We start from the raw sequence: 13,746 nt of genomic DNA on the forward strand, positions 1-13,746 counted from the left end.
GGGCGATCCTGCCCCAGTCCCGGCTTCATGTGGCCCGATCCGCGCCGGCCGTCAGCGCGGTCTCATGGAGCCCGCCACCCGGCCAGACCCTCCGGAGTCAGCACGATCGCCGTCCCGTCCGGCAGCACGTCCAGGATCCCGCCACCGTCCGGGCCATGGACGTCCACGCGCCACTCCTCGACCCCGGTGCGCACGTTCAGTGCCGCGAGCCAGGCGCCGTCCTGCGCGAACTGGGTCACCAGGATCCGGGTGCCGTCCGTCCACAGCCTGCTGAACCCGAGGTTCGAGTCCGCGCGCCAGAGCTCCACCCCGGACATCAGGTCGTACGCGACGATCTCCGCGACGTTCTCGTAGGAGAACGGGACGAAGACGACCACGCCGTCGACGACCGCGAGGGGCCACATCCCCCTCGGCGCCTCCCACAGGTCGTGGCCGGTCCGGTCGCGGGCGACGACGTTCAGGTCCGTCCCGTACATGGGGTTCGACGGGTCGGCGATCAGCACGACGTCCGGGTCGAGGTCGTCCGAGACCCCCGGCAGCATCTGCCCGGGCGCGAGCGTGCCGATGAGGAGCCCGTCGACCCGGTAGACGGGGCGTTCCGCGTCCGCCGGCCCGAGCGCGACGTACCGCGCGGAGAGGTCGGCGGCCGAGATCTCCGGCAAGCGTGCGCCGTCGGCCATGCCGAGGGTCTCCGACGAACCCCAGACGCCCACGATCGGTCCGAACCCGTACACGCGTGCCGCATCGGACTCCCGGATCTCGGCGTCCGCGGGGAGCGTCGCTGCCCAGACCTCGGATCCGTCCGGCGCCACACGGCGCAGCGAGATCCCGTCGCCGGCGAGCGTGGACTCGATCACGTCGTCGCCGGCGGCGAGCGCGTCGACGAGACCCCGGACGTCGCGCTCGGAGACCCGCCCCGAGGCGATGTCCACCGTCACGAGCCGCTGCTCCTTGCCCTCGCCCTCCAGGCAGGCCAGGACGTCGGCGCGCGCGGGATGGCAGACCAGGCCGGGGACCTCGAGGCGCCAGCGCTCCTCGCCCGTGTCCGGGTCGACGGCCTGCACGCAGGTCCGCGCGACGACGAGGACCGTGTCGTCGGTGAGGACGATCTCGGCGTCGGGGGCGCACACCTCGGCCATCCACGCCTGCTCCGGTGCGACGGACTGATCGGCGACCACGCCCGGCACGTCCCCGAGCGGCGGGGGGATGCGACCCGCGAGGACCACACCCACGGCGCCGATCCCGAGCGCGACCGCCACCCACGGCAGCACGGGCTGCCACCGCGGACGATCTCCGCGCTCCCCCGCGGCATCGTCCTGGACGGGAGCGCGGCCGTCAGGGTCGAGCTCGATGTCGAGCTCGACCTCGTCGTCCCGCATGCCTCGATCTTCCCTCACGTTCCGCTCGAACGCCGGGGGACGGTGACGTGAGGACGGGTGCACCCCCCGGGCGCATGTGTACGCTCGTACACATGCGCATCGACCACTTCGCCGGAGACTCCCGCACCAACCGCGAGCGCATGCTCGCCGGCGACCTGTACATCGCCGACGACCCCGAGAACGCCCGGCTGGCGCAGCGCGCGATGCGGCTCGCCGACGCCTACCACCGGGCCGCCGTCGAGGACGAGGGTGCCGCCCGACCGCTTCTCGAGGAGCTGCTGGGCAGCCTGGGCGAGGGCGCGTTCGTCAAGGCCCCGCTGTTCGTCGACTACGGCGAGAACCTCCACATCGGCGCGCGTACGTTCGCCAACGTCAATCTCACCGCGCTGGACGTCGCGCGGATCACGCTCGGCGAGGACTGCCAGATCGGCCCGAACGTGCAGCTCCTGACCCCGACGCACCCGGTGGAGCCGGGGCCGCGACGCGACAAGCTCGAGGCGGCTCTGCCCATCACGATCGGCGACAACGTGTGGCTCGGCGGCGGAGTGATCGTGTGCCCGGGCGTGACGATCGGGAGCGACTCGGTGATCGGCGCGGGCTCCGTCGTCACGCGGGACATCCCGGCCGGCGTCGTCGCCGTCGGCAACCCCGCGCGCGTGGTCCGCGAGATCGGCTGAACGGTGCCGGACCCGCACCCCGCCGGGCGCCCGCGCCCGCGCCCGCGACGGCACGACCCGCGACGGAGGGACCGGATCGTCGACGCATGCCTCGACGTCGTCGCGGCCGACGGCGTCGCGGGCACGTCCCACCGGAAGGTCGCCGCGGCCGCGGACGTGCCGCTCGGCTCGATGACCTACCACTTCGCCGGCATGACGGAGCTGCTCCACGCGGCGTTCACGCGGTTCGCCGACGACGTCGCAGAGCGCTTCGAGCGCCGGCTCGCCCCGGCGACGACGACGGCGGAGGTCGCGACCGCCGTCGTCGCGCTCATCACGCAGGACACGTTCGCCACCCGCCGCGACCTCGTCCTCACCCACGAGCTGTACACCCTCGCCGCCCGGGAGCCGGAGTTCCGCGCGATCACCGCCGCCTGGATGGCGCGCAGCCGTCGGGCGCTCGAGCAGCACGTCGACCCGACCACGGCGCGACTTCTGGACGCTCTCGTCGAGGGTCTGACGATCCACCGCGCGCTGGACACCGGCGAACGCGACGAGGCGGCCGTCGTCGTCGGGATCCAGCGGATCATGGCGGAGCCGACGACGGCGACGCCGCACGCCACGCCGGAGTCTCGCTGAGCGCGAAACCGCGTGACGCCGTCGGGCATGCGGCCCAGGATGACGGCATGGACTACACCCACCTCGGCCGCACCGGCCTGTCCGTCTCCCGCCTCGTGCTCGGCACCATGAACTTCGGCCCGCAGACGCCGGAGGCCGACGCGCACGCGATCATGGACGCCGCGCACGAGCAGGGCATCAACTTCTTCGACACCGCCAACGGGTACGGCCGCCCGATCTACCCGGGGGCCACCGAGGACATCCTCGGGCGCTGGTTCGCCCAGGGTGGCGGCCGCCGGGAGCGGACCGTCCTGGCGACCAAGGTCTACGGCGCCATGGGTGACTGGCCGAACGAGGGCAAGCTCTCGGCGCTGAACATCCGCCGGGCACTCGACGCCAGCCTGACCCGGCTCCAGACGGACCACGTGGACCTGTACCAGTTCCACCACATCGACCGGGACACGCCGTGGGACGAGATCTGGCAGGCGCTCGAGGTCGCCGTCGCCCAGGGGAAGGTGCTCTACGCCGGGAGCAGCAACTTCGCCGGCTGGCACATCGCGCAGGCTCAGGAGGCGGCCCGGTCGCGCCACTTCCTCGGCCTGGTGAGCGAGCAGTCGCTCTACAACCTCATCGTGCGGGACATCGAGCGCGACGTCATCCCCGCCGCGCAGCACTACGGGCTCGGCGTCATCCCGTGGTCGCCGCTGCAGGGCGGCCTGCTCGGCGGCGTGCTGGGCAAGGAGGCGTCCGGGAAGCGCCGGCTCGAGGGGAGGGCCGCCGAGGCGCTCGCCGCGCACCGGCCGGCGATCGAGCGGTACGAGGCGCTCGCGGGCCGGCTCGGCGTCGAGCCCGGGTCGCTCGGCCTGGCGTGGCTCCTGCACCGGCCCGGCGTCACCGGACCCATCATCGGCCCGCGCACCATGGAGCAGCTGAACTCGGCTCTCGCGGCGCTCGACGTGAAGCTCGACGACGCCGTGCTGGCCGAGCTCGACGAGATCTTCCCTGGCCACAAGACCTCGCCGGAGGACTACGCCTGGTGAGCTCTCACCGGTCGCACCCGCCGTCCTTGTCGGGACGGGAGTGCGGTCGCGCGATGTCGGCCACCCCCTTGTACGCGTAGGGGTCGCGTCCGGCCACCATGACGATGTCGCGGTAGTCGTGCTTGCCGATGTGCACCCCTTCGGGCATCTGCTGCCACGGCAGGAGCGACTCGGCGCTCATGTAGTGGTTGGTGAGCGCCCGGCGATATCCGCGCCGGCCGGAGTTCTGCAGCGACCGGTGCAGGAGGTAGCCGTTGAAGACGACGGCGGTGCCCGCCGGGATCTGGACGGGCACCGCGTCCTCGTCGGTCCACGGGAAGTCGTACGCCTCGATGGAGCAGTCGAACGTCGGGTCGTCCTGCTCGCGGTCCGGGTAGAGCACGCCATCCCGGTGGGATCTCGGCAGCACCCAGAGGCACCCGTTCTCGATCGTCGCGTCGTCGAGCGCGATCCACGCGGCCGTGAGCGAGCGGTCGCGGGTGGGGATGAAGAACTCGTCCTGGTGCCAGGGCTGCCCCGGCTTGCCCTCGGACTTGATGAAGAGCATCGACTGCATCGCCTTGACGTTCGGGCCGATGACCGTCGTCACGACGTCGACCACCCGTGGTGCGTGGAGCGCCGTGCGCGCCGCCGCCGAGATCTTGTGCGGCTGGTGGATGCACAGGAACTGGCGGAGCAGCTCGTCGGTGCTCGCGGCAGCTGCGGCGCCGGGCGGAGCGGCCCCCACCTCGCCGAGCTCGCCGCGACAGATGCGCGCCGCGTCGTCGTTGAGCGCGGCGACGAGGTCGGCGTCGATCGCGTCGGCGAGGATCACGAACCCGTCCCTGTCGTACGCGGCTTTCAGGTCGTCCTCGTCCGGCGCGGTGAAGACCCGCGGTTCGATCAGCGTGCTCATGCCCAGCTCCCTCGCGTCGAGTGCACGACACCATCGAAGCGTGCCGCCGCCCATCGGTCCATGGCTGGTGCGGCGTGGCGCGCTCGACCGTGTCGAGACCGCACTTGCTGATCCGGCAAGACGACTTGCGCCGTCGGCGCCCGACGCCGCACGCTCGTCGCATGACACACGGGCACGGAGACCACCCCGCCAGCGACGAGCTGACGCGCTTCTGGGAGTCGCGCTACGGCGAGGAGGGCCAGGTCTGGTCGGGGAAGCCGAACGACGTGCTCGTCTCCGTCGCTGCCGACCTCCCACCCGGCCGGGCGCTCGATCTGGGCTGCGGCGAGGGCGGCGACGCCATCTGGCTCGCGCTGCGCGGCTGGGAGGTCACGGGCGTCGACGTCTCGACGGCGGCCCTGGCCCGCGCTGCCGACGCCGCACGGCGGGCCGGCGTCCCGGAGGGCCGGATCCGGTGGGAGGCGGCCGATCTCGCGACCCGGTCGGACGGCGACACCTACGACCTCGTCACGGCGTTCTTCCTCCACTCCCCCGTCGAGATCCCGCGCTCGACGATCCTGCAGCGAGCGGCGCGGCGCGTAGCGCCCGGTGGCCGCCTCCTCGTCGTGACGCACGCGGCGGCGCCGTCGTGGTCGGACGCGCACGACCACCACGGGTACCGGTTCCTGTCGCCGGACGAGGAGGTCGCCGCGCTCGACCTCGACCCGGAGGCGTGGGACGTCGTCGTCAGCGAGCTGCGCCGCCGCGACACGACCGGTCCCGACGGCCGGCCGGCGACGCTCGACGACGGCGTGGTCCTGGCGCGGCGCCGCGCAGTCGCTGACTGAAGCCCGCCCGCGAGGTCAGCCCACCGAGTCCCAGAAGGCGCAGCGGTGCTCCTGCGCGAACGGCGTCGGAGCGATCGCGGCGGCCGAGAGCCCGAGCACCGCGTCCGATCCCCCGTGCAGCCGCTGCCAGCGCGGCGCCCCGCGGTGGTTGGGGTCGCCGTCGTGGGCGAAGGACGACCAGTAGCCGATCATCTCGTCGGCGAGGTCCTGCTGAGCCGGCGACAGCTCCGGGTACACGCTGCCGGGGATCGAGGTGTCCCAGAGGAACGGCAGGTCCCAGCCGTGGTACGCGCCGTAGGGAACGCCGGCCGGCGACGACGCCGGCGCCTCCTCGCGGAGCTCGTACGCGTAGACGGGCGCGTGCCGGCTCGCCGTGCGCGCGGTCTCCAGGACGGGGCATGCGCCGATCCCGCGCCCCCAGTCCGTGAGCACGGTGGCGAGCGCCAGAGAAGGGTGCGCGTGGTCAGCTGCCGGGTAACGCGCGAGGATGGCGTCCCCGTCCGCCCCGAACGCCTCACGCACATCCTCCGCGTACAGCTCCGGCGTCAGGGCGTCGTACCAGCCCACGACGAAGCTGCGCATCTCGTCGCGGGTGCTGCCGACGAGCAGCGGCACGCCGGCCGCGGAGCCACGGGCGATCGCCTCGATCGGCTGTCGCGGGAGGAAGTCGGTGCCGGCGACAGGGCCCCACTGGTCGTCGCGCCGCTCGCCGAACACCGTCGGCTGGGCATCGGAGAAGTCCCGCAGCAGGCTCGCCACCGGCGTCGCGCGCAGGCACGCGGCGACGTCGGCCGCGTCCGCACACCCGATCCGCTCGATCGCCCGCGCGCCGTTGCGGTCGGCGTCGGCCCTCGTCATGACGGGGTTGGCGCAGGCGCCGCTCTGCACGATCGCGCGGTCGAACAGGCCGCGTGATCCCGGCGACGCGAGGTGCGCGCAGACCGAGCGCGCACCCGCGGACTGCCCGGCGAGCGTCACGCGCCGCGGGTCGCCGCCGAACGCGTCGATGTTGCGCTGCACCCAGCGCAGGGCCTCCGCCTGGTCGAGGAGTCCGAACTGCCCGGACGCCGTGCGCGGCGAGTCGAGCTCGGGCGAGGACAGGAAGCCCAGCGCGCCGGTGCGGTAGTTGAGCGTGACGACGACGACGTCCCCGCCGGCGGCGAGCCGGGCGCCGTCGTACTGGCTCGCTCCCCCGGTGCTGAGGTTGCCGCCGTACAGCCACACCAGCACGGGCAGCCGCCCCCGCGTTCCGGGACCGACCGGACGCACGACGTCCAGCGTGAGGCAGTCCTCCTGGCCGACCGCCACCGGGTTCTCCCAGTCGGTGTAGTCGAGCTGGGGACACAGTGGCCCCGGCTGGGTGGCGTCCCGGACGCCGCGCCACGGGAGCGGGGCGCGGGGCGCCGTCCAGCGCGCCTCACCGACGGGCGGGGCCGCGTACGGGATGCCCGTGAATCGGGCGACCCCGTCGGCAGCCTCACCGCGAAGCCAGCCGGAGTCGACACGGGCGAACGGCCGGTGCGCACCGGCGGGCTCCGCCTGCGCGGCAGGTCTGGGCGGCTCCTCCGACGGCGGAGCGGCGGACGCGGCCGAAGCGGTGAGGGCGACGAGGGCGGTTGCGACGACCGCAACCCAGCTCAGACGTGGCATCCCCACAGCCTCGCCGGATCACGGCGCCGGCACATACGACCGTCGTCGGAAGTCGCCTACGTCATCGGGAGTACGGCGGGAAGGTCACTCCGCGGCGGGCGGTGCCGCTTCGTCCTGCTGCGGCGCCTGCTGGCCGGCGTCGGGCTGGGCGTCAGGCTGGGCGGGCGTCTCCTCGCGCTCGACCCCGAGCGTGACCTGCGTGAGGAGCGCGGCGATCGCGCCGACCGCCACGAGCACCGGCGCGACGACGGCGGTGATCGCCGTGATCGCGACACCAGCGGTCAGCGGGATCTCCAGCAGGGTGCGGCCGTCGCTGTTCTTGATGAACACGCGTCGCACGTTGCCCTCGTGGAGGAGGCCCTTGACCTTCTCGAGCAGCTCGGAGCCCGAGACGGTGAACTCCTCGTACCAGGTCTTGCCATCCTCGTGCTTCTCGGTCATCGTGCCGTTCCTCTCGCGCGGATGTCCTCCGCGGCCGGATGTGCCGCGGACACGATCCAGTCTTCCCGACCACCGCCCGCCGGTCGTCCCCATCCAGGCGGATCCGGCCTCAGGGACCACCCGGAGGAGACACCCTTATCATCGCCCGATGCAGGACGATCCCTACGTCTTCCGTCAGTCGGCGCCGTCGATCGCCGAGTACGTCCGCCTGCGCTCGACCTCCGGGCTGAGTCCCCGGACGCCCGAGCAGGCCGCCGGCGCTGTGGCGAACAGCTGGGCGTTCTGTCACGTCCGGCACGCGCCGACCGACACCGCTGTCGCGATGGGGCGCATCATCGGCGACGGCGGCTGGTACTTCCACATCGCGGACATGGCGACGCTGCCGGACCATCAGCGCCGCGGCCTGGGGCGCCGCATCCTGACCTGGCTGCTCGACGAGATCGCCACCCGCGCCCCGGCGAACCCCTACGTGACCCTCATGGCGGACGCACCCGGTCGCCCGCTGTACCGGAGCATGGGCTTCGTGCCGACCGAGCCGCACAGCATCGGCATGCGGCTCGGCTGACCCACGGGCGCAGCCGATCCAGGCCGCGACCTGAACCGACGGGCCGGCCGGCCTGCGTACCGTGGCGTCCGTGCCATCCCCGCGCCTGCACCGTGTCGCCGTCCTCGTGCTCGAAGGTGCGAAACCGCTCGACGTCGGCATCCCCGCGCAGGTGTTCACGACCCGGGCGAGCGTGCCGTACGAGGTGCGGGTGTGCGGCGCTGCCCCCGGTCTCGTCACGGGCGGCGACGGGCTGTCCTACCACGTGGCGGACGGCCTCGACGCGCTGGGGTGGGCCGACGTCGTCTTCGTCCCGGGCTACCGGTTCCCGGACCGTGACGACCCGCCGCCCGCCGTCGTCGACGCTCTCGTCGAGGCGCACGGCCGCGGCACCCGGCTCGCTGCCATCTCCACGGGGGCGTTCGCGCTCGCCGCGACCGGCCTGCTCGACGGCAAGCGCGCCACGACGCACTGGCACTACACGCGGGCGCTCGCGGCGAAGCATCCCAGCGTCAGGGTCGACGAGAACGTGCTGTTCGTCGACGAGGGCTCCGTGCTGACGTCAGCCGGCGCGGCGTCGGGCATCGACCTGTGCCTGCACATCCTGCGTGGCGACGTCGGGGTAGCCGCGTCGAACCACGCCGCCCGACGTCTGGTCGCGGCGCCGTACCGGAGCGGCGGCCAGGCCCAGTACGTGCCACGGAGCGTGCCCGAGCCGCTCGGCGAACGCTTCGCGGCGACCCGGGAGTGGGCGTTGCGCCGGCTCGACGAGCCGCTCACGCTCGAGTCGCTCGCCCGGCACGCCAGGGTGTCGCCGCGCACGTTCTCCCGTCGCTTCGTCGAGGACACGGGGTACACGCCGATGCAGTGGGTCATGCGGGCGCGCATCGACGTGGCGCGCGAGCTGCTCGAGCTGTCGGAGCGAAGCGTCGAGCAGATCGCCGACGACGTCGGCCTCGGCACGGGTGCGAACCTGCGGCAGCACTTCCGGCGCATCCTCGGCACCACCCCGATCGAGTACCGGCGCACGTTCGCGCGAGGCGAGTAGCTCGCTCGGATCCTGGCGCGATCCTTTCGAACCGTGTCGCTGACGCCGCTGTCACCGGCCGACGGCGCCCGCCAACCTGGGAGCGAGGAGAACGACCAGGAGAGGGAATCGCTCATGACTCGCATCGCCATCAACGGGTTCGGCCGCATCGGACGCAACGTGCTCCGCGTGATGCTCGAACGCGGCACGGACCTCGACGTCGTCGCCGTCAACGACCTCACGGAGCCGGCCGCCCTTGCCCGGCTGCTGGCCTTCGACTCGACGTCGGGCCGGCTGGGTCGGCCGGTGACTGTCGACGGCGACGCTCTCGTCGTCGACGGGCGCCGGATCACCGTGCTCGCCGAGCGGGAGCCGGCGCAGCTGCCGTGGGCGGAGCTCGGCGTCGACCTCGTGCTCGAGGCGACTGGCCGCTTCACGTCCGCGTCCGCGGCACGTGCTCACCTCGACGCCGGCGCCTCGCGGGTGCTCGTCAGCGCGCCGTCGGACGGCGCCGACGTCACGCTCGCGTTCGGCGTGAACACCGACGCGTACGACCCCGCGGCGCACACGATCGTCTCGAACGCCTCGTGCACCACGAACGCGCTCGCGCCGCTGGCCGCGGTGCTCGACGAGCTCGCCGGCATCGAGCACGGGTTCATGACGACGGTGCACGCCTACACGCAGGAGCAGAACCTGCAGGACGGTCCCCATCGGGACGCGCGCCGCGCTCGCGCCGCGGCCGTCAACATCGCGCCGACGACGACCGGTGCGGCGAAGGCGATCGGCCGCGTGCTGCCGGGTCTCGACGGCAAGCTCTCCGGCGACTCGATCCGCGTGCCTGTGCCGGTGGGCTCGATCGTCGAGCTCAACACGACCGTCACGCGCGACGTCTCGCTCGACGACGTGCTGGCCGCGTACCGCGCTGCCGCCGACGGGCCGCTGCAGGGGATCCTCGAGTACTCCGACGACGCGCTCGTGTCTTCGGACATCACAGGCAACCCGGCGTCGGCGATCTTCGACTCGGAGCTGACCCGCGTCGAGGGGCGGCACATCAAGGTCGTCGCCTGGTACGACAACGAGTGGGGCTTCTCGAACCGCGTCCTCGACACGCTCGAGCTGCTCGCCGCCGGGTGAGGCGGGCGACCGGGTGGCCGCGGCCCCGCTCGCTCACCCGCCGGCCTCGTGACGGCGTCGGAGCATCTGTTCGCCCGCCTCGACGTACGCCTCGAACAGGTCCGTGAGATCCACCAGGCGGGTCGCCACCCGATCGTCGTCGGCCAGGGCCTGACCGCTGCGCAGGGTCCGGATGAACGCCCTGGACCGCTCATGGCTGGCGGCGAGCAGCTGCTCGAACCCTCCGGCGGCCTCGACGAGCAGTCGCCGGCTGCCCGGCTGCGGGATCGTGCGGGCGAGTCCCCAGGCGACGAGCTCGCGGACCGAGGTGCTGACGGCGCCCGGGCTGAGCCCGAGGTCCGCCCCGATCTCCTGGAAGGAGGTGGCCTCGGACTGGAGCAGCAGGTATCCGTAGGTGCGGCCCGTGGCGCGCGGCAGCTGCCAGGTGGCCAGCATGTCGCCCATCGCCTGAGAGAACGTCAGCTGTTCCTCGGTCACGCGCGCGACCTCCCCGACTCCGTGCGGTCGGCCCATCCCCCGGAGAGGAGGTCGACCAGCGTGTCCGAGACCGCCGTCGGGGCGTCCAGCGTGACGACGTGCCCAGCCCTGGGTATCACGTGCTCCGGGACCCCCTCGGCCCCGGCCCATCGCGGCATGGCTGCCCCGATGTTTCCCGTGCGGTCCTGCTCTCCGCGCAGGAGCGCCAGCGGCACCGGCGTCCGATAGCCCGGTTCCGGCCGTACGAGCGAGGCAGTCGCGCGCCACACGTCCAGGAACGTCGTCTTCGGCATGCGCGCGAAGGTCGCCTCGATCGCGGCGATGGCGGCGGGAGTGACAGATGAGGCGCGGGCCATGATCCCGGGAAGGCGCGCGGCTGGGACGGTGCGGAGCATCGGTGCGGCCGCGCGCAGCAGCCACCGTTCGACGGCGCTGAGCGGCCCGGCGTTCCAGGTGGAGTCGACGACGACGAGGCCGCCGAGCCGGCCGGGGTCGCGGCGCACGAGCGCCTGAGCCAGGTTGCCCCCGAGGGAGTGGCCCACGATCACGGGCTTCCGCAGGCCGAGGAGGTCGAGCAGGGCGGCGACGTCGCCCAGCGCGGCTTCTGCCGTGAAGCGTTCACCGGCGTCGAGCGCCGACGCACCGTGCGCACGCAGGTCCAGTACGACGACGCGGTGGCCCTTCGCATGCAACGCCAGCCCCTGCTCCGCAAACATCTCGTGGTCCAGGCCCGCGCCGTGGACGAGGACGACGGCGCGCCGCTCCCCCGGCAGGTCGGCGAAGTGGATGAGAGTGCCGGGTCGCGGCATCGTCCCGTCGAGATTTAGCATTCTCTAAATATAGATCACGAGGAGGCCGGTGCGGTGCTCGCCGCGGAGACGGCGGGCCGCGCTGACCCGGTGCGGACCAGGTCAGTCCTGGGGCGGTCGCCGCATCTGCTTGATCCCGGACCGACGCTTCTTCGCGTCGATGCGCCGTGCCACCGACCCACGCGTCGGCCGCGTGGCCCGACGGCGCGGTCCGGGCGGGGCGAGCGCGTCGGCGACGAGGGCGGCGAGCCGGGAGCGGGCGGCGTCGCGATTGCGCAGCTGGGCGCGGTGCTCGGACGCCACGACGGTCAGCACTCCCCCGGCCATGCGCCGTCCCAGTCGTTCGACGATCCGGTCACGCTGCACTTCGGTGAGGACATGCGAGGCCGTGACGTCCCATGACAGCTCGACGCGCGAGTCCGCCGTGTTCACGCCCTGACCGCCCGGACCCGACGAACGCGAGAACCGCCAGGACAGCTCCGCCTCCGGGATGGCCAGGGCGTTCGTCACCCGCAGGCCGGGTCGAGCGTGTGCGGGCATTCGCCCATCATCCGGCAGATGCCGCCGGCGCCGGGTCAGCGCTCCACGGGCCACGACCTTCCGGAGCTGGTCGATGTCACATCCGACGGGGCTACGGCGTCACACGGGTGAAGGCGAGAGGAGACAGAGGAGACGATGACGAGGATCCTGATCGTGGGCGGCGGCTATGCAGGCCTCTACACGGCGTGGACGCTCGAGAGATTGCTGAGGAGGGGCGAGGCGAAGGTCACCGTCCTCGACCCGCGCCCCTACATGACGTATCAGCCGTTCCTGCCCGAGGTGGCGTCGGGAGCGATCGAGGCGCGGCACGCCGTCGTCCCGCTCCGCCGGCACCTGCGCCGCACCCGCGTGGTGGCCGGTGCGGCGCGGCGGATCGACCACGCGCACCGCACGGTGCACGCCGTCGGCCCGGACGGTCAGGCGCTCACGTTCCCGTACGACGTCGTCGTGGTGACGGCCGGCGCCGTCACGCGCACGTTCCCGATCCCCGGCCTGCTGGACGAGGCGATCGGCCTGAAGAACGTGGAGGAAGCGGTGGCGATCCGGGACCGGCTCCTCACCGCCTTCGATAGGGCGGCGGCGCTGCCGGACGGCCCGGAGCGGGCGCGGCTGCTCACGGTGACGTTCGTCGGCGGCGGGTTCTCGGGCGTCGAGGGCTTCGCGGAGACGCTGTCGCTCGCGACCGAGCTGCTGGCCTACTACCCGGAGCTACGCCGCGAGGAGCTGGCGTTCCACCTCGTCGAGGCGCAGGGCCGCATCCTGCCGGAGGTGACCGAGCGTCCCGGGCGGTGGGTGGTGAAGCACCTGCGTTCGCGGGGCGGCATCGTCCACCTGGGCGCGAAGCTGGTCTCGGCCGTCGGCGGTCATGTCGAGCTGTCGACCGGCGAGGAGTTCGACTCCGAGCTCATCGTGTGGACGGCGGGCAACGCCGCGAACCCGGTGGTCGCGAAGCACACGGACCTGCCGGTGGACACGCGCGGCTACCTCCTCACGCGGCCGGACCTGCGTCTGGGCTCGGTGGACGAGCCGGTGCCGGACGCGTGGGCGGCCGGCGACGACGCCGCGATCCCCGACCTGGCTCTCGGCGGCGCGTCGTTCACCGTGCCGAACGCGCAGCACGCCGTGCGGCAGGCGCGTCTGCTCGCGGCGAACGTGGTCGCGACGCTGCGCGGGCTGCCGACCCGCGACTACGAGCACCCGTCGCTCGGCGTCGTCGCGACGCTCGGGCGCGGCCACGGGATCTTCCAGTTCAAGCGGCTGGTGATCACCGGCTGGCCGGCGTGGGCGCTGCACCGCGGGTACCACGTGCTGGCGGTCCCGACGTGGGAGCGCAAGCTGCGGGTGCTGCTCGACTGGCTGCCGGCGCTCGCCGGACGGCGTGACCCGGCGTCGCTCGCCGCGGTCAGCAGGCCGCGGGAGGCGTTCAGGCGGGGCGGCACCCCGCCGCCGGAGCGGTCGGACGCGCCGACGTCGCTCGTGGCCTGACGGGTCGGCGCCACCGTGGGCGTCTCTGCGGGTCGCGAGTCCGAGCGGTGGACGGGCACCTGCACGACTCCCGCGGAGGGAGCTCGCACGTCGGCCGTGTTCGTGTGAACGAGTGGCGAGCGCCGCTGTCGCACGTCAGGCCTGACCGCGTGTTTCCTGCAGCCCCGATACGGATGGGGGACGGCGAGGGCGAGTCCGGACTGACCTACGGCGGCGTCTACGTC

The 13,746-nt window shown here is 73.1% G+C and carries 15 protein-coding genes; 8 read left to right on the forward strand and 7 right to left on the reverse strand.

The annotated features are described in order from the left end of the window. Positions 1-62 precede the first annotated feature (62 nt). On the reverse strand, positions 63-1,379 hold the full coding sequence (locus BCAV_RS10700) for an outer membrane protein assembly factor BamB family protein (protein ID WP_015882616.1): 1,317 nt from the start codon (positions 1,377-1,379) through the stop codon (positions 63-65). A 92-nt stretch (positions 1,380-1,471) separates the two neighbouring features. Between BCAV_RS10700 and BCAV_RS10705 the strand changes: the two genes are divergently transcribed. The 3 genes from BCAV_RS10705 to BCAV_RS10715 are packed head-to-tail and all read left to right on the forward strand — an operon-like array spanning position 1,472 to position 3,693. Continuing rightward, on the forward strand, positions 1,472-2,056 hold the full coding sequence (locus BCAV_RS10705) for a sugar O-acetyltransferase (RefSeq protein WP_015882617.1): 585 nt from the start codon (positions 1,472-1,474) through the stop codon (positions 2,054-2,056). A gap of 3 nt (positions 2,057-2,059) precedes the next feature. After that, on the forward strand, positions 2,060-2,674 hold the full coding sequence (locus BCAV_RS10710; protein ID WP_015882618.1) for a TetR/AcrR family transcriptional regulator: 615 nt from the start codon (positions 2,060-2,062) through the stop codon (positions 2,672-2,674). A gap of 47 nt (positions 2,675-2,721) precedes the next feature. Then, on the forward strand, positions 2,722-3,693 hold the full coding sequence (locus tag BCAV_RS10715) for an aldo/keto reductase (RefSeq protein WP_015882619.1): 972 nt from the start codon (positions 2,722-2,724) through the stop codon (positions 3,691-3,693). Between the two features lie 4 nt (positions 3,694-3,697). Here BCAV_RS10715 and BCAV_RS10720 read toward each other — a convergent pair whose 3' ends face one another. Further along, on the reverse strand, positions 3,698-4,588 hold the full coding sequence (locus BCAV_RS10720; RefSeq protein WP_015882620.1) for a phytanoyl-CoA dioxygenase family protein: 891 nt from the start codon (positions 4,586-4,588) through the stop codon (positions 3,698-3,700). A gap of 161 nt (positions 4,589-4,749) precedes the next feature. On the opposite strand from BCAV_RS10720, the gene BCAV_RS10725 reads away from it, so the two are divergent. Continuing rightward, positions 4,750-5,415, forward strand: a complete 666-nt coding sequence (locus BCAV_RS10725) for a class I SAM-dependent methyltransferase (protein ID WP_015882621.1) — start codon at positions 4,750-4,752, stop codon at positions 5,413-5,415. A 15-nt stretch (positions 5,416-5,430) separates the two neighbouring features. Here the strand turns inward: BCAV_RS10725 and BCAV_RS10730 are convergent, their stop codons facing one another. Together BCAV_RS10730 and BCAV_RS10735 are read right to left on the reverse strand one after the other, a co-directional pair. After that, complete coding sequence (locus tag BCAV_RS10730) at positions 5,431-7,065, reverse strand: carboxylesterase/lipase family protein (RefSeq protein WP_015882622.1); 1,635 nt, start codon at positions 7,063-7,065, stop codon at positions 5,431-5,433. A gap of 84 nt (positions 7,066-7,149) precedes the next feature. Next, a complete protein-coding gene (locus tag BCAV_RS10735) occupies positions 7,150-7,506 on the reverse strand; it encodes a DUF4342 domain-containing protein (protein WP_015882623.1) in 357 nt (118 codons plus the stop codon). Between the two features lie 148 nt (positions 7,507-7,654). Here BCAV_RS10735 and BCAV_RS10740 point away from each other — a divergent pair, with 148 nt between their 5' ends. The 3 genes from BCAV_RS10740 (at position 7,655) to gap (ending at position 10,211) form a co-directional block, all read left to right on the forward strand. Beyond that, the gene (locus tag BCAV_RS10740; RefSeq protein ID WP_015882624.1) at positions 7,655-8,071 is read left to right on the forward strand and encodes a GNAT family N-acetyltransferase; all 417 of its coding nucleotides are present in this window, start codon (positions 7,655-7,657) and stop codon (positions 8,069-8,071) included. 61 nt (positions 8,072-8,132) lie between these two features. After that, positions 8,133-9,098: a GlxA family transcriptional regulator gene (locus BCAV_RS10745; protein WP_015882625.1), complete on the forward strand. Its 966-nt coding sequence runs from the start codon at positions 8,133-8,135 to the stop codon at positions 9,096-9,098. A 114-nt stretch (positions 9,099-9,212) separates the two neighbouring features. Then, the gene (gene gap, locus BCAV_RS10750) at positions 9,213-10,211 is read left to right on the forward strand and encodes a type I glyceraldehyde-3-phosphate dehydrogenase (RefSeq protein WP_015882626.1); all 999 of its coding nucleotides are present in this window, start codon (positions 9,213-9,215) and stop codon (positions 10,209-10,211) included. A 33-nt stretch (positions 10,212-10,244) separates the two neighbouring features. Here gap and BCAV_RS10755 read toward each other — a convergent pair whose 3' ends face one another. The 3 genes from BCAV_RS10755 to arfB all read right to left on the reverse strand — a co-directional run bounded on the left by BCAV_RS10755 (position 10,245) and on the right by arfB (position 12,037). Next, the gene (locus BCAV_RS10755; RefSeq protein ID WP_015882627.1) at positions 10,245-10,688 is read right to left on the reverse strand and encodes a GbsR/MarR family transcriptional regulator; all 444 of its coding nucleotides are present in this window, start codon (positions 10,686-10,688) and stop codon (positions 10,245-10,247) included. Next, positions 10,685-11,518 (reverse strand): alpha/beta fold hydrolase, encoded by an 834-nt coding sequence (locus BCAV_RS10760; RefSeq protein WP_015882628.1) that lies wholly within the window; start codon positions 11,516-11,518, stop codon positions 10,685-10,687. Before BCAV_RS10760 ends, BCAV_RS10755 begins: the two co-directional genes overlap by 4 nt. An 81-nt stretch (positions 11,519-11,599) precedes the next feature. Continuing rightward, positions 11,600-12,037: an alternative ribosome rescue aminoacyl-tRNA hydrolase ArfB gene (gene arfB, locus BCAV_RS10765; protein WP_015882629.1), complete on the reverse strand. Its 438-nt coding sequence runs from the start codon at positions 12,035-12,037 to the stop codon at positions 11,600-11,602. Between the two features lie 135 nt (positions 12,038-12,172). Here arfB and BCAV_RS10770 point away from each other — a divergent pair, with 135 nt between their 5' ends. Next, entirely contained in the window at positions 12,173-13,522 is a 1,350-nt protein-coding gene (locus BCAV_RS10770) for an NAD(P)/FAD-dependent oxidoreductase (RefSeq protein WP_015882630.1), read from the forward strand. The last annotated feature ends 224 nt before the right edge of the window (positions 13,523-13,746 follow it).

The organism is Beutenbergia cavernae DSM 12333, from assembly GCF_000023105.1.
GTDB lineage: Bacteria > Actinomycetota > Actinomycetes > Actinomycetales > Beutenbergiaceae > Beutenbergia > Beutenbergia cavernae.

Bases quoted from the DNA above. Each gene is read 5' to 3' on its own strand.
- BCAV_RS10700 (WP_015882616.1), bottom strand. From the start codon at position 1,379: ATGCGGGACGACGAGGTCGAGCTCGACATCGAGCTCGACCCTGACGGC.
- BCAV_RS10705 (WP_015882617.1), top strand. From the start codon at position 1,472: ATGCGCATCGACCACTTCGCCGGAGACTCCCGCACCAACCGCGAGCGC.
- BCAV_RS10715 (WP_015882619.1), top strand. From the start codon at position 2,722: ATGGACTACACCCACCTCGGCCGCACCGGCCTGTCCGTCTCCCGCCTC.
- BCAV_RS10720 (WP_015882620.1), bottom strand. From the start codon at position 4,588: ATGAGCACGCTGATCGAACCGCGGGTCTTCACCGCGCCGGACGAGGAC.
- BCAV_RS10725 (WP_015882621.1), top strand. From the start codon at position 4,750: ATGACACACGGGCACGGAGACCACCCCGCCAGCGACGAGCTGACGCGC.
- BCAV_RS10730 (WP_015882622.1), bottom strand. From the start codon at position 7,065: ATGCCACGTCTGAGCTGGGTTGCGGTCGTCGCAACCGCCCTCGTCGCC.
- BCAV_RS10735 (WP_015882623.1), bottom strand. From the start codon at position 7,506: ATGACCGAGAAGCACGAGGATGGCAAGACCTGGTACGAGGAGTTCACC.
- BCAV_RS10740 (WP_015882624.1), top strand. From the start codon at position 7,655: ATGCAGGACGATCCCTACGTCTTCCGTCAGTCGGCGCCGTCGATCGCC.
- gap (WP_015882626.1), top strand. From the start codon at position 9,213: ATGACTCGCATCGCCATCAACGGGTTCGGCCGCATCGGACGCAACGTG.
- BCAV_RS10760 (WP_015882628.1), bottom strand. From the start codon at position 11,518: ATGCTAAATCTCGACGGGACGATGCCGCGACCCGGCACTCTCATCCAC.
- arfB (WP_015882629.1), bottom strand. From the start codon at position 12,037: ATGCCCGCACACGCTCGACCCGGCCTGCGGGTGACGAACGCCCTGGCC.
- BCAV_RS10770 (WP_015882630.1), top strand. From the start codon at position 12,173: ATGACGAGGATCCTGATCGTGGGCGGCGGCTATGCAGGCCTCTACACG.